The organism is Chromohalobacter canadensis (assembly GCF_029544075.1).
GTDB lineage: Bacteria > Pseudomonadota > Gammaproteobacteria > Pseudomonadales > Halomonadaceae > Chromohalobacter > Chromohalobacter canadensis_A.
Window position 1 is genome coordinate 65,027 of the sequence record NZ_JAJQJH010000008.1, and the last position, 13,607, is coordinate 78,633.

Annotated in this window: 11 protein-coding genes; 7 read left to right on the forward strand and 4 right to left on the reverse strand. The window is 62.1% G+C overall.

What is annotated here, in order from left to right:
* Positions 1 to 71 precede the first annotated feature (71 nt).
* The 5 genes from LUN51_RS11290 to LUN51_RS11310 all read left to right on the forward strand — a co-directional run bounded on the left by LUN51_RS11290 (position 72) and on the right by LUN51_RS11310 (position 6,792).
* Positions 72 to 1,040: a PDR/VanB family oxidoreductase gene (locus LUN51_RS11290; RefSeq protein ID WP_277811330.1), complete on the forward strand. Its 969-nt coding sequence runs from the start codon at positions 72 to 74 to the stop codon at positions 1,038 to 1,040.
* Between the two features lie 364 nt (positions 1,041 to 1,404).
* Positions 1,405 to 2,349 carry a TAXI family TRAP transporter solute-binding subunit gene (locus LUN51_RS11295; RefSeq protein WP_277811331.1) on the forward strand — a complete coding sequence of 315 codons (945 nt, stop codon included), beginning with the start codon at positions 1,405 to 1,407 and terminating at the stop codon, positions 2,347 to 2,349.
* Between the two features lie 109 nt (positions 2,350 to 2,458).
* The gene (locus LUN51_RS11300) at positions 2,459 to 4,369 is read left to right on the forward strand and encodes a TRAP transporter permease (RefSeq protein ID WP_277811332.1); all 1,911 of its coding nucleotides are present in this window, start codon (positions 2,459 to 2,461) and stop codon (positions 4,367 to 4,369) included.
* Between the two features lie 3 nt (positions 4,370 to 4,372).
* Positions 4,373 to 5,191: an IclR family transcriptional regulator gene (locus LUN51_RS11305; protein ID WP_277811333.1), complete on the forward strand. Its 819-nt coding sequence runs from the start codon at positions 4,373 to 4,375 to the stop codon at positions 5,189 to 5,191.
* Positions 5,188 to 6,792: an FAD-dependent oxidoreductase gene (locus LUN51_RS11310; protein ID WP_277811334.1), complete on the forward strand. Its 1,605-nt coding sequence runs from the start codon at positions 5,188 to 5,190 to the stop codon at positions 6,790 to 6,792. The genes LUN51_RS11305 and LUN51_RS11310 overlap by 4 nt, the downstream gene beginning before the upstream one ends.
* Positions 6,793 to 6,904: 112 nt before the next feature.
* Here the strand turns inward: LUN51_RS11310 and LUN51_RS11315 are convergent, their stop codons facing one another.
* Positions 6,905 to 8,134 carry a LysR family transcriptional regulator gene (locus tag LUN51_RS11315; protein WP_277811335.1) on the reverse strand — a complete coding sequence of 410 codons (1,230 nt, stop codon included), beginning with the start codon at positions 8,132 to 8,134 and terminating at the stop codon, positions 6,905 to 6,907.
* 137 nt (positions 8,135 to 8,271) lie between these two features.
* On the opposite strand from LUN51_RS11315, the gene LUN51_RS11320 reads away from it, so the two are divergent.
* Both LUN51_RS11320 and LUN51_RS11325 read left to right on the forward strand, forming a co-directional pair.
* Complete coding sequence (locus tag LUN51_RS11320; protein ID WP_277811336.1) at positions 8,272 to 9,243, forward strand: PDR/VanB family oxidoreductase; 972 nt, start codon at positions 8,272 to 8,274, stop codon at positions 9,241 to 9,243.
* Positions 9,244 to 9,274: 31 nt separating this feature from the next.
* A complete protein-coding gene (locus LUN51_RS11325) occupies positions 9,275 to 10,387 on the forward strand; it encodes a Rieske 2Fe-2S domain-containing protein (protein ID WP_277811337.1) in 1,113 nt (370 codons plus the stop codon).
* Positions 10,388 to 10,500: 113 nt separating this feature from the next.
* Here the strand turns inward: LUN51_RS11325 and fdhA are convergent, their stop codons facing one another.
* The 3 genes from fdhA to LUN51_RS11340 all read right to left on the reverse strand — a co-directional run bounded on the left by fdhA (position 10,501) and on the right by LUN51_RS11340 (position 13,600).
* Positions 10,501 to 11,688, reverse strand: coding sequence for a formaldehyde dehydrogenase, glutathione-independent (gene fdhA / locus LUN51_RS11330; RefSeq protein WP_277811338.1), 1,188 nt, complete (start codon positions 11,686 to 11,688; stop codon positions 10,501 to 10,503).
* 83 nt (positions 11,689 to 11,771) lie between these two features.
* Entirely contained in the window at positions 11,772 to 13,076 is a 1,305-nt protein-coding gene (locus LUN51_RS11335; RefSeq protein WP_247620741.1) for a TRAP transporter large permease, read from the reverse strand.
* Positions 13,073 to 13,600: a TRAP transporter small permease gene (locus LUN51_RS11340; protein WP_277811339.1), complete on the reverse strand. Its 528-nt coding sequence runs from the start codon at positions 13,598 to 13,600 to the stop codon at positions 13,073 to 13,075. Before LUN51_RS11340 ends, LUN51_RS11335 begins: the two co-directional genes overlap by 4 nt.
* Between the last annotated feature and the right edge of the window lie 7 nt (positions 13,601 to 13,607).

The window sequence follows — 13,607 nt, forward strand, 5'->3', positions numbered from 1 at the left end:
TTGCATAACGAAAGGGTCGGTGCACGCCGATCCTTTCCCGGTTCGCCGTTTACCCGGCAGTAGGTCATCCCATGAACGATAGTACGCTGTCTCTGTTCGTCAGAGTCTCTCAAAAGCACCAGGAAGCCGAGGACATCGTCAGCTATGAGTTGGCCGATCCTCACGGGCGCCCATTGCCTGCTTTCAGCGCCGGCGCGCATGTCGACGTGCGTGTCAAAGAAGGCGTGATTCGCCAATATTCGCTATGCGGGCATCCCGAGGAGCGCGATCGCTATTTCATCGGCGTATTACGCGAACCCAGCTCTCGCGGCGGCTCCGTCGCCATGCACGATGAGATCGAGGAAGGCGATCTGCTGCAGATCAGCGCGCCCAAGAACCACTTTCCCCTCGAGCCCGCCAAACGCTCGGTGCTGTTCGCTGGCGGTATCGGCGTCACGCCGATCCTGTGCATGGCCGAGCGCCTGTCGCACACCCAGGCACAGTTCGACATGCACTATTGTTCACGCTCGCGCGAGCGTATGGCCTTCGTCGACCGCCTCGAGCAATCCGCTTACGCCGATCGTGTGCATTTTTATTACGACGATACGCCCGAGGCCGGCAAGCTGGATGTCGCCACCGTTGCCGGTGAGCCGGACGACGAGACACATATCTATGTTTGCGGTCCAAGCGGCTTCATCGATCACGTCATGTCGACCTGCAAGGCGCAGGGCTGGCCGTCGTCACAATTGCATACCGAGTATTTCAGTGGCGTGGAGACGACCTCCGAGGACGACGAAAGCTTCGACGTGAAAATCGCCAGCAGCGGCGCGACGTTCCCGGTCCCCAAGGACAAGAGCGTCTACGAGGTGCTGAGCGAAAATGGTGTCGAAATCATGGTCTCCTGCGAACAGGGTGTCTGCGGCACTTGTCTGACGCGCGTTCTGGAGGGAGAGCCAGATCATCGCGACCTCTATCTCGACGACGACGAGCACGCCGCCAACGACCAGTTCACGCCATGTTGCTCCCGTGCCAAGAGCAAAACGCTGGTGCTGGATTTGTAAGCCCCGTCCCTCCCTTCTGGCGGTGTCCCGATGCCCGCGGGACACCGCCACTCTCACGCGTTTCCCACACGACGCCCTGCGAGCGCTACGACCGCGGAGCGAGCCGCCGTGCACGCGACACCATGCCGGTTACACGCGACGACATTCTCCCCGGCCCTCGAACGGCAGCACCGCCGGCACGTACCGGTGGGTGTCGCGACCATGCGCCGACAGCGGCCGGATGGCCGCGTCCGATGCCCTCCCGCCTGAAACGTTACCGCTTGGTCGCATAAACAAAGGGATAATGTCTCAAAATACGAGATTATTACACAATCCAGTTCCCTAGCATGACAACAAGCCGTTCGCGAAGGTCTTAGGAGGCAACATGAGCCATCTCACAACAAAAACTGTCGCTTTTGCGGCGCTTCTCCTGTTCGCCTCGGCGACACAGGCACAGCAACTCGGCATCGGCACGATGGGTCAGGGCACCAGTGGGTATTCCATGGGCGCCGCCATTGCACGCGTGCTCTCGGACAACGGCATGGACGCTCTGGTGCAGCCCAGTGCAGGCACCAGCGCCTACCTGCCTCTGATCGACATGGGAGAGCTCGACCTCGGCATTGCCAATGCCATCGAGGTCAGCGACGCGGTCTCGGGTCATGGCTACTTCGAAGACCACGCCCTGGAAAACATCGCGCCGGCCGCACGTCTCTATCCGTTCAGGGTGGGGGTCTTCGTGCGCGACGACAGCGACATGCAGACGGTCGCCGACCTGGCCGGGCACGCCGTGACCTATGGCTTCACCAGTCAGGCCACGATGAATCGCGTGCTGGACGCGATACTCGCCGCAGGCGGCATCGGCCCCTCCGACATCGAACAAGTCATGGTGCCCAACATCATACGTGGCGCGGAGGCTTTCGTGGCCGGTCGGGCCGACGGCGCCTTCTTTGCCGCCGGCTCCGGCAAGGTGACCGAGGTCGACGCTTCTACGGGCGGCGTCCGCTTTCTGCCCCTGCCGGGAGACGACGAGGCGGAAGCCCGCCTGCAGGAGGTCGTCCCGCAAGCCTATGTGGAGACCCTCGAGCCACGGGAAGGGCTGACGGGCATCGACGCGCCCATGCCGGTCATGGCCTATGACTACATGCTGGTCGTGGGCGCTCATGTGCCCGACGAGACGGTGGCGCGCATCGTCACGACCCTGCGTGACAACAAGCAGGCGCTTGTCGACTCCTTCAGCGCGTTTCGGAGCATGGATCCCGCGGCGATGCATGTCGATATCGGCGTGCCCTACCACCCAGGCGCGCTCAGCGTACTGAACGACAACGACTAAGACACGCGCCCCGCGGGCGCGACGGCGGGCCCGCGGAAGGCGCGTCCATCTCCGCGCCCGCCGCACGCCGCCCGGATTTCGCCACTATTCAGATTGATGGATGACAGCCATGCCCCTCTCGTCTCCAGGCACTCCCCGACAACCTGCTCCCTATGGCCTGCTGACGGTGACGCTGGCCACGATCATGACCCTCTGCGCCATTCTTCAAGCACTGGATATCCCCCAGCGGCTTGGACTCAGTCTATATACCGAACAGTACCTGGCCGCGATCCTGGCCTTCGCGCTCGGCATGACCTTTCTTGTGGCTCCCCGTTTCACCGGGCGGTTGCGTTTCCTCGACCCGATCCTGGCGCTGGCAGGCTTTTGTGCCGCGGGCTATATCGCCCTGAGCTACCCCACGATCGTCAACGAACTGGTCTACCGGCCCGTGGACGGCCTGATCGTCAGCCTCATCATCGGCTTGCTGACGATCGAAGCCGTGCGCCGGCTGACCGGGCCAGGGCTGACCATCATCGTGGCCCTGTTCCTCGCCTACGGTCTCGTCGGTTATCTGCTGCCCTTCGGTATGACGCGACAGATCCTTTGGGACCGGCTCGCGATCTATGTGGTCATGGATACCAACGGCCTGATCGGCTTGCCGTTGATGGTCACGGCCAGCATGGTCTTTTCGTTCATATTCCTGGGCCAACTTCTCGTCAGTTCCGGTGGCAGCGCGTTCTTCAACGACTTGGCCCTGGCCCTGGTGGGACGTTCGAGAGGCGGGGCCGCGAAGATAGCGGTGGTCTCGTCCTTTCTCTTCGGCAGCGTCTCGGGCAGTGCCGTCGCCAATGTCGCGGCCTCGGGCGGTGTCACGCTGCCATTGATGCGCCGGGCGGGATACAAACCCCACATGGCCGCCGCCATCGAAGCCCTGGCGTCCACCGGCGGGCAACTGGCCCCTCCGATCATGGGGGCAGCCGCTTTCCTGATGGCGGAGTTCCTGCAGATTTCTTTCGCCGCGGTGATCCTGGCGGCGGTGATCCCTTCCTTGCTCTACTACCTGGCGATCTTTTTCTACATCGACGCCCACGCCGCCGCGAACGGCATGTCCCTACCCGAAGACGTGGAAATTCGTCCGCTGCGACGCGTGCTGGCGGATGGCTGGCAGTTCGTCGCCCCGTTCGTGATCCTCATCTTCGGCCTCTTCGGCCTCAATTGGCGTCCGGAGCTCGCCGCGCTCGCAGCCGCCCTGGCCCTGGTCGTGCTGGCGCTGGTGTTGCCCTACCGTGGCAAGCGCAGCCATCTGGGCGACCTGCTGCGCGCCTTTCCCGACGCGGGCAAGGGCATGATCGAGATCGTCGTCATCGCGGCCGCCGCCGGGATGGTCATTGGCGTTCTGAACATATCGGGTCTGGCGTTTTCCCTGACGCTGAACCTGGTCGCGATGGCGGCAGGCAGCCTGCTTCCCCTGCTGATCATCGCGGCGCTCGTCAGTGTCGTGCTGGGCATGGGGATGCCCACCGTGGGGGTCTACGTGCTGTTGGCCAGTCTCATCGGCCCCGCCCTAGTGCAGGCCGGCATCGACCCCATTGCCGCACACATGTTCCTGCTCTATTTCGGGATGCTCTCGATGATCACGCCCCCCGTCGCCCTGGCCAGCTTCACCGCCGCGACCATGGCCGGCGCCGAAGCGATGAAGACCGGCTGGCAGGCATTCCGCATGGGCTGGGTGGCTTACCTGATCCCCTTCGTCATGGTGTTCGAGCCGGGGCTGGTCATGCAGGCCGCGCCCATCGATATCGCATGGCAACTCCTCGGGGCGCTGGTGGGCGTCTGGTTCGCGACCGGCGCCATCTACGGCTATCTGACCCGGCCCCTGGGCATCGTGGAGCGCGTGCTTCTGGGTATGATTGCGCTGGCGGGAATATTACCGTTCTCGCTGGGCTGGGGTGGCCATCTGGTCAATCTGCTGGCCATCTGCGCAGGCGTGATTCTCATATTTCGCACTCGGCTGATCCCGAGTCTATCTGGAAGGAGTTGATTGGTGGCCGAAGGAAGCTCCTCATCAAGCCTTACGCGGCTGATGTCGATCCTCGACATTTTCACCGAAACACGGCCGGAGTGGTCGTCGGACGACATGATGACCGAGCTCGGTTATCCACGTCCGACGCTGTACCGCTATCTCAAGGTCCTTACCGATGCCGGCATGCTCGCCTCCAACGGGCATGGCATCTACACGCTCGGCCCCAAGGTCGTCGAGATGGATCACCTCCTGCGATTATCCGACCGTCTTGTCGCCATCGGACGCCCCGTCGTCGCACAACTGACCGAGCAGTACGCCTGTACCGCCTTTCTCGTGCGTTGGTATCGCAACCGGCTCCTCTGCATGCACTCGGAAACATCGCTTGAAGCCCCGCTCAGCAGCTACCCGCGTGGTCGCGTCATGCCCATGAACCGGGGAGCCATTGCACGCACGATCCTCGCCCACCTGCAATCCCGTAAGGCGCGCAAGATCATTGAGTCCTTCGCCCCCGAAGGTCCCGAAGACGCCCGCAAAGCCTATATCAACGAGCAGATCTCGGCGCTGCGTACGGTTCGCCGGAACGGCTACGCCATCGCGTTCGGCGAGGTCACGCCCGGCGTCGTCGGCGTCGCTTCGCCGATCTTCGACGAAGCCGCAGAACCCGCCGGGGCGCTGTGCATGACCATGCGCCAGGAAGACTGTCCCCGCGAATTACACGCCCTGATCACGCAGGCAGTGCCCGCCGCCGCCAACAGCATCACCGTAACGCTGCGACAGGTTCGCCGCACTGGCGAGGCCCCCTCAAACCTCCCAACTCAAGAGGAAGTTCAGAATCCATGAACAACAAACAAGATGCAGATGTCATCATTTCAGGGGGCGGCCCCGTCGGCATGGGGCTGGCCATAGAACTTGGCCAGCGCGGCATCGACGTTCTGGTGATCGAAAAACATCCTTCGCCGCAGCGTGTCCCCAAAGGACAGAACCTGACGCAACGAACGATGGAACATTTCCGCGCTTGGGGCGCCGAGTCCGAGCTGCGCGCGGCCCGCACCGTTCCAGCCGGCTTCGGGATTGGCGGATTGACCAGCTATGGCACGCTGCTGGGCGACTATCACTACGACTGGATGAAGCGCGAACTCGTCCACTCCTATTACGGCGCCGACAACGAGCGGTTGCCGCAATACGCCACCGAGGAAGTCCTGCGCGCCCGGGCGGCCTCTCTGGACAGCGTGACGCTGCTGACCCGGCGGGAAGTGCGTGAAGTTCACGAGGATGCGGAAGGCGTGAGCGTCACGGTTCACGACCGCACCGACGGTCCGGATGCGACGTTCCGCGCCGCGTATGCCGTCGGGGCGGACGGTAGCCGGTCGGTGGTGCGCGAATCCGCCGGCCTGACGCAAACCGTATTCGACCACGACCGCTTGATGGTCCTGCTGGTCTTCCAGTCCGATACGCTGCACCGCGCCCTGTTGGACAAGCACCCCGGCAAGAGCTTTTTCAATGTCCTGCACCCGGATCTCCAAGGCTACTGGCTGTTCTTCGGCCGCGTCGATCTGGAAGGCGAGTTCTTCTTCCATGCCCCCATCCCCGATGGCGAAGACCCGGAGACCTTCGACTTCCACGGGTACGTCGAACGCGCTGTCGGCCAATCCATCGATATGCATATCTGCCATCGTGGACTCTGGGATTGTCGCGTTGCCATCGCCGACAGTTACGGCAGCAAGCGCACCTTCATCGCCGGGGACGCCGCGCATAACCATCCTCCCTATGGCGGTTACGGCATCAACACCGGCTTCGAGGATGCCCGCAACCTCGGCTGGAAACTCACCGCGCGCCTCCAAGGCTGGGGCGGCCCCGAACTGCTGACTTCCTACGATGCCGAGCGCCGGCCGGTCTTCTGGTCCACCGCGAAGGACTTCATCGAGAAATCGATCGAGACCGACCGCGAGTTTCTGGCCAACCACGATCCGGCCACGGACCCGGCCGCCTTCGAGGCTGTCTGGTCCGCCCGTGCGCGTGGCGCAGTCAACGAAGTCGGCGACTTCCAGCCCAACTACCGTGGCTCTCGCGTCGTGGCCGGCTCTCGGGACGGCACCGCCAGCGCGAAGGGTGCGCATAGTTTCACCGCCCAGCCGGGGTATCACCTTGCGCCACGGGTGCTTCCCGAGGGCGGCACGACCCACGACCGGCTCGGCTCGGGGTTCTCGCTGATCGCACTCGGACAAGCCAGCGCCGCGGTACGTTTTGCCGAGGACGCGGCCCGGTTACATATTCCCTTGACGGTCATCGAAAGCGCCGCCCCGGGAAAGGAGGATGAAACGGCCGACTACGGCGCATCGCTCATTCTCGTGCGTCCCGACCAGTTCGTGGCCTGGGCCGGCGATAGACTGCCCGATGATCTCGACACGGCCGGCATCCTGAAACTGGCCGTCGGCGCCTGAGGATCGTGAACGCTCGACCGTGAGCGAGGCGTCCTGACGTAAACGTCGTGAAGGTCGTGAAGAACGCGTCGCGGATGACAGGAATCCCCCTGCGGTTTCCTGTCATGCGTTCCTAGGGTGCATTCCCCTCGGCGTCGCCATCCGCGAATCGTTTGGCCAGGCCATCGATGAATTGCCGCTGCGTGAAGCTCAGCCCCGCGTCGCGCCGATAGGTCACGCCGATGTGTCGCCGGTTGTCCGGCAACGTCACCGGCACGCGCACGAGCCCCGGCGGCAGTTCGCGTACCTTGCGCGGCGAATACAGCAATAACGCCAGGCTCTGACTCTCGCGTACCATGCTTTCAGCGAGATGGAAGGTCACGATCTCGCAGGTCTGCACCGGCGGCGTCTTCCCCATGCCCAGGAAAAGCCGCTCGAAATAGGCCCGTATCGGTGTCCCCGCCGGCGCCACGATCCAGGTTTGACGTGCCAGCTCTTCCATCGACACGGATCGCACGGCGCAAGGGTGATCCGAGCGTGCCAGCACCGTAATGGCCTCTTCCGCCAGCGGCAGCTCGGCCAGCTCATCGTCCTCCCCGAGTTCGCGCAACAAGCCGACAACCAGGTCGATTTCCCCGCGGCGCAGGGCATCCGTCAGCATGACGTAGCTGCCGGTCACGGCCGACAGGCGCAGTTGAGGATACGCCACCAGCAAGTCGCCGAAGGCCTGGGCAACGCGTTCCTGCTCGCAGAACGGTGTCATTCCCACCGCCAGGCGCCCCGTCACCTCGCCGGCCAGATGTCCCAGGCGCTCCTGCAGCGGTTGCATCCGGGCGCACATGCGATCGCGCAACGCCACGAGCCTCTCCGCCAGAAGCTCGGCACGCAGTCCCTCTCCCGAGCGCTGGAACAACGGGCTCCCCAGCCTGACCGAGATGGCGCCCAGAGTACGGCTGACGCTCGACTGGGACGTCCGCAACCACTTGGCCGCCGTTGTCGTCTTCCCCGTGTGCACTACCGCCGCCACGCATGCCAGATCGCGCCAGCGCAAATCCAGCGGCAGCGGCAATCGGGTCAACCCCGCCGCCATCAACGCATCACGCTCGTGCAGCAACTCAGCCATCACCTGCGTGCAATGCTGGCGGACGATTTCCCCTTCCGGCGTCGGTTCCGCCCCGCCCCAGCCGCGCTGAAACAGGCGGATCGCCAGTACCGATTCGGCCCGATGAATGGTACGCGACAGACTGCTTTGACTGATGTTCAGTCTTCGCGCAGCCGATGAAAAACCTCGCTGCTCGGCCACCGCCAGGATGGCACGAATTTCACGAAGGGAAAGACCTGGCGACACCGTGTCATGCGACATTATCGAGACTCTTGGCAGCCGATGTTGACTATATCAAAGATGCAAAGCGCTATTTCATTTCCGCATGAGACGCCCTCTCTTTTTTCCCCTAACGTCAAGAAAGACGACGTGGATCAGCAGCCAAAAGAGGCAACAACATGCATGGCCAACATCAAGCCGCAGTGGTTCTCGAGCGTCGACCGCTGACCGAGCGCATCTGCGAAATCACGCTGGGCAAGGCCGATGGAACCGCGTTGCCCGCACCCCGTGCCGGTGCGCATGTCGAGCTTCGCTTTGGCGGCAAGGATGGCCGATTCTTGCGGCATTATTCGCTTGTCGGTCCACTCGACCTCACCAGTTCCCACGAGCCTTTCTGGCGCATTGCCGTACAGCGCGAGAACCGCCGCCGAGGGTCCGATTACATCCATCGGCATGTCACCCCGGGCACCTCTGTGCTGATATCCCCCGCCCTCAGCCCCTTTCGGCTGACCGCCGATGACGGCCCCGTTCTACTCATCGCGGGCGGTATCGGCATCACCGCGATTCTGCCCATACTGCGTGCCTGCGTGATGCGCCGTCGCGAGGTTCGCATGCTCTACATCGGCCGCAGCCGTGCCGCCATGGCCTATGTCGAGGACGTCGAGGCGTTGGGCGGCGACGCCGTCACCGTGCACGACGCGACATCATCCCGTGGCCGACCGGACCTGGCGGCATTGCTCGCCCGTCAGCCCGCCGATACCACGGCGTACGTATGCGGCCCCCCGGCGTTGATCGAGGGCACCCGCCAGGCGGCACGACGGCTGGGGTGGCCGGCGGCGCGCGTGCGTCATGAAGTCTTCAACCCCGCCCACAAGGAAGAAGATCAAGCCGTCACGGTGCATACCCGGGGGACGAGCGTTCACGTCTCGCCCGGCCACACCCTGCTGGAGGCACTCGAAACGGCCGGTGTCGAGACCTTCTCGGACTGTCGGCGCGGAGAATGCGGTCTGTGCATCACGCCGATCAGCAACGTCGAAGGCGATATCGACCATCGCGACCGCTTTCTCACTGCCGACCAGAAACGCGGCAATCGGCAAATCGCCCTGTGCTGCTCCCGTCCTCGCTCGACGTCGATCGAGCTCGATCTCTAGATGACAAAAAGCAATAAAGGAGACCATCGTCATGCCCCATGCCAATCAAGCGATACCGCTCGATGAAGAAGCCATTTTCGACGCCATGCCCATGGAGGAAGAGGGCCAGTTCGCCAACCATGCCACGCCCTTGATTCGCAACTGCTGGTATGTGTGCGCACGGCGCGACGAAGTGGGTCGCACGCCCATCTCACGCCGCCTGCTCGATACGGACGTCGTCATGTATCGCACCCGGGACGGCCGCCCGGTGGCCATGCACAACCGCTGCCCTCACCGTGCCTTTCCGCTGGCGAAGGGCCACGTGGAGGGCGACCGGCTGGTGTGCGGGTATCACGGCATGCAATTCGAGCCCGACGGGCTTTGCGCGCACCTGCCCGCGATCTCCCATGTGCCCGCCAATGCCTGCGTGCAGACCTACCCCATCGCCGACCGCGGCCCGTTGACCTGGATCTGGATGGGCGATGCCAACCTCGCCGACGAGGCACTGATTCCCGAACTGCCCTGGCTGGCCTCCTCCGAGTGGGGCAGCGTGACCGGCGATTTTCATATCAAGGCCGACTATGTCTCGATGCATGAAAACCTCATCGACCAGACCCACTTTCCCTTCCTGCATCCAGGCACGGTGGGCACCCCCGAGTACGCGCGGGCCAGCATGAACGCCACCACCGAGGGCGATCAGGTGCTGATTCATCGTCGACTGGACAACGCGCCGCCTCCGGGAATTTACGGAAAACCGGCCGATATCATGCACAAGAACGTCGACCGCACCTCCGAGGCACGCTTCGTCTCTCCCGCCGTTCACATGGCCCACGCCAGGATCTTCGATCCACAACCGGAGCCCGGAAAGCCCTCGGTTTATGGCTACTACATCACGCATTGCTTCACGCCCGAGTCCAACCATTCCATCCACTACTGGTGGTTCAATTCTCGCGACTATGGCATCGACGACACCGACATCGATGCCTTCATGTACGAGGCCAGCATGCAAGCCTATTACGAGGACGTGGAAGCGCTGGAATGGATCATGGACGTCGTGCTGACCGACAACGAAGCCCAGCAATTCGAGTTGAGCTTCGCGCCCGACAAGCCTGGTTTGATGGCGAGACGGATCATGCATCGTCTGGCAATGGCGGAGCACGGTTGATACATCATCCCTTCGGCAAAAACCACACTTATTGCCGAGCATTGCCGAAAGGACTGGGTAGCCGCTACCCAGTCCTGTTCATATTCACTCTGGCAATTTTCACATCAGTATCTTCACGCCGCGCCAAGTAGCCCATGTGGGTCCAGCACGAACTTGCTGGCCACGCCGGCATCGAACTGCTGATAGCCCTGCGGTGCGTCTTCAAGCGAGATGACCTGGGCATTGACGATCTCGGCGATGTTGAGTCGCCCGTGCAGGATCGCCTGCATCAACTGGCGGTTGTACTGCACCACCGGCGTCTGCCCGGTGTGGAAGGAATGTCCCTTGGCCCAACCCAGGCCGAAGCGCAGGCTGAGATTGCCGCTCTGGGCCGCCTTCTCGGTGGCGCCGGGGTCCTCGGTGACATAGAGGCCAGGGATGCCGATCGAGCCGGCTTCGCGTGTCACTTCCATCATCTGATTGAGCACCACCGCCGGTTGCTCCTTGCCGCCATGGCCCACGGCCTCGAAGCCGACGGCGTCGATGGCACTGTCGACCTTCGGCTCGCCCACCACGGCGGCGATCATCTCGCCCAGGCGATCGTGACGGCTCAAGTCGATGGGTTCGAAGCCCATCTTGCGGGCGTGTTCCAGGCGCTGCTGGTTGAAGTCCCCGATCATGACCACCGCGGCCCCCAGCAGGTGCGCCGATGCCGCCGCGGCAAGCCCAACCGGGCCGGCCCCTGCGACATAGACCGTCGAGCCCGCGCCTACCTTGGCATTCAAGGCACCATGGAAGCCGGTCGGCAGGATATCGCTCAACATCGTCAGGTCGCGGATCCTGTCCATCGCCTGGTCGCGATCCGGAAACTTGAGCAAATTGAAGTCCGCGTACGGCACCATGACATAGTGCGCTTGACCGCCGACCCAACCGCCCATGTCGACGTAGCCATACGCCCCGCCGGCACGCTCGTCATTGACGTGCAGACACAGCCCGGTATGTCCTTCCTTGCAGGTGCGGCAACGCCCACATGCGACATTGAACGGCACCGAGACCAGGTCCCCGATGTCGAGGAATTCAACGTCCTTGCCCTTCTCGATGACCTCGCCGGTGATTTCGTGGCCCAATACCATTCCCGCTGGCGCGGTCGTGCGTCCGCGCACCATATGCTGGTCGGACCCGCAGATGTTGGTGGAGACCACCTTGAGGATCACGCCATGCTCAATGGCCTTGCCACTAGGCGCTTCCATCTTGGGATAGGCAATGTCCTGAACTTCGACCTCGCCGGGTCCGGTATAGACGACACCACGATTATTAGCCATTTTCGACCTCTCTCGCTGCGAATGAGCCGATACCGCACCCGGTATCGGCATGCCGGGACCAGCGCCCATTTACCGCGAGGCATCTAGTCCATCATCGTATCGGGCAGGAAAAGCACGATTTCGGGGAAGACGATCAACAGCCCGATGGCCGCGATCATCATCAACCAAAACGGCATGACACCCTTGAAGATGTCACGTAATGGCACATTGGGCGCCACGGATTTAACGATGAAAACGTTCACGCCCACGGGCGGACTGATGAGGCCCATCTCCAGCGTCAACACGACAACGACACCGAACCAAATCGGGTCGAACCCGAGTTGAGTAATCACCGGGAAGAAGATCGGCATGGTCAACACCAGCATCGCGAAGCCTTCCAGGAAGCACCCCAACACCAGGTAGCAGGCCAAGATTATGAGCAGGATCCCATAAGGCCCAATATCCAAGTGCATCAGGAAATCGCCCAGCGCTTGCGGAATATGACTCAAGGCCAGAAAGGGATTGAGCATGTGCGCAGCGATCAGAATCAGCATCACGGTGGCCGTGGTGGTGATCGAGCTTTGCGCCGCGCGCCAAAAGGCGGCCAGCGTCAACTTGCGCATGCCCGCACCGAAGGCCACCGTCAAACCAGCGCCTACGGCCGCCGCCTCGACAGGAGAAAAGATCCCGCTATAGATGCCACCGATCGTCAACAGAATGATGATCAAAATCGGCGTCGCCCCAAGCAGCCCCTGCTGTTTTTCCCGCCATGAGGTCTTGGGCCCTGAGGGGGCAAGAACCGGCTTGATGGTGGCCAATATCATGATCAAGATGACGAACAGCAGGCATAGCATGATGCCGGGCAGTACACCCGCCAGAAACAGCCGCCCAATGGACTGCTGCGTCAGGATGGCGTAGATCACGAAACCGGTTGAGGGTGGGATGAGAATGCCAAGCGTCCCGCCTGCAGCCACCGAGCCCGTCGAGAGCTTGGCACTATAGTTGTATCGCTCCATCTCGCTGAGCGAGACACGGCCCATGGTCAAGGCCGAGGCCACCGATGAACCGCATAATGCGGCAAAACCCGCGCAGCCCACTACCGTGGCCGACGCCAGCCCGCCGCGTACGGAACCGATGAGCGCATAAGCGGCGTCATACAGCTTACGGCTCATGCCCGCCTCAGTGGCGACATTCCCCATTAGGATGAATAGTGGAACGACGATCAATTCAGCGTTAGAAGCAATGGTGAAGGTTTCGCTGACCAACAAGCTCAGGGCGGAATTGAAACTGTCCAGGAGCGTGACACCGCCGAAGCCCACAGCGAAGATGGCAAATGCAACGGGGATCCTCAACACCAGCAGCAACAATAACGCCACGATACCTAGGAAGCCGATCAACTCGGTATTCATAAATCTTCTTCCCCGTGAGGAGCTGGATAGCGATTCCAGGGACTCAACAAAGTAGTCACAATTCGCGCGAACATGGCAAGAGCCGTCAAAAAGGCGAAGAAGGCGACAGCGTATTGAAAAGGCCCCTTAGGGATACCGATAATATTACTACTCAAATTCAAAAGCTCTGAGATTTCAGCCGCGCCAATCATGGTGTAACCGATGGCGGTAAAGATGGCGCACCCAATGACCCATCCAGCGATATCCAGAAAGAAATTCATCTTTCTTGGAAACTTGTCTTCGAAAATATCGACGGCAATATTGCCGCCTTGCTTATCACAGAGAGCCATACCGCCGAACACGACAATCACCATCGTCATTTCCGACAAATCCTGTGCTCCCGTCAAGGGAAAGCCGAAAAGCCGTCCCGTCACGTCTACCAGTGTCACGAGAACGATAAAGATCAACGCCAGTGTGCCGATGATGCTGGATAGGCTTACGAGCCTATCCAGCATGCGGGTCACATGCGTGAGTATGTGACTCATATCAGGC

Coding starts and splice junctions, on each gene's coding strand:
- LUN51_RS11290 (WP_277811330.1), top strand. CDS start 72: ATGAACGATAGTACGCTGTCTCTGTTCGTCAGAGTCTCTCAAAAGCAC.
- LUN51_RS11295 (WP_277811331.1), top strand. CDS start 1,405: ATGAGCCATCTCACAACAAAAACTGTCGCTTTTGCGGCGCTTCTCCTG.
- LUN51_RS11300 (WP_277811332.1), top strand. CDS start 2,459: ATGCCCCTCTCGTCTCCAGGCACTCCCCGACAACCTGCTCCCTATGGC.
- LUN51_RS11310 (WP_277811334.1), top strand. CDS start 5,188: ATGAACAACAAACAAGATGCAGATGTCATCATTTCAGGGGGCGGCCCC.
- LUN51_RS11315 (WP_277811335.1), bottom strand. CDS start 8,134: ATGTCGCATGACACGGTGTCGCCAGGTCTTTCCCTTCGTGAAATTCGT.
- LUN51_RS11320 (WP_277811336.1), top strand. CDS start 8,272: ATGCATGGCCAACATCAAGCCGCAGTGGTTCTCGAGCGTCGACCGCTG.
- LUN51_RS11325 (WP_277811337.1), top strand. CDS start 9,275: ATGCCCCATGCCAATCAAGCGATACCGCTCGATGAAGAAGCCATTTTC.
- fdhA (WP_277811338.1), bottom strand. CDS start 11,688: ATGGCTAATAATCGTGGTGTCGTCTATACCGGACCCGGCGAGGTCGAA.
- LUN51_RS11335 (WP_247620741.1), bottom strand. CDS start 13,076: ATGAATACCGAGTTGATCGGCTTCCTAGGTATCGTGGCGTTATTGTTG.
- LUN51_RS11340 (WP_277811339.1), bottom strand. CDS start 13,600: ATGAGTCACATACTCACGCATGTGACCCGCATGCTGGATAGGCTCGTA.